Source organism: Enterobacter cloacae complex sp.6700776, assembly GCF_048284255.1.
GTDB classification, from domain to species: domain Bacteria; phylum Pseudomonadota; class Gammaproteobacteria; order Enterobacterales; family Enterobacteriaceae; genus Enterobacter; species Enterobacter intestinihominis.
Genome location: NZ_JBLVYK010000329.1, coordinates 1 through 261, shown reverse-complemented (window position 1 = coordinate 261; position 261 = coordinate 1). Strand labels below are relative to the sequence as shown.

Genomic DNA, 261 nt, shown 5'->3' with positions numbered 1-261 from the left:
ATATAAAGGTGTTGTATCTTTTTCATTAAATTTTTCGTTATGATCTCTAATGATTGCAAGGGATGATTGTTCTGATGCACCAAAAATAATATCAGCATCTTTTTTTGCTATGTTATTCCAGCTTGCTTGTGGTCCGTAATTAACATTTACTTTTACTCCGGTTTGCTTTTGATATAACGAAGATGCTTCCTTTAATGCAGTATGAGGACCACCTGGTCCATACATATTGACATCTGAATATGCTAAAGAGGAAGAGAAAAA

General features: G+C 33.3%; 1 protein-coding gene. It reads right to left on the bottom strand.

The genetic code is table 11. The features are described 5' to 3' along the window. On the bottom strand, positions 1-261 hold a 261-nt coding region (locus ACNQ0T_RS24495; RefSeq protein ID WP_417930525.1), incomplete at both ends, for a substrate-binding domain-containing protein.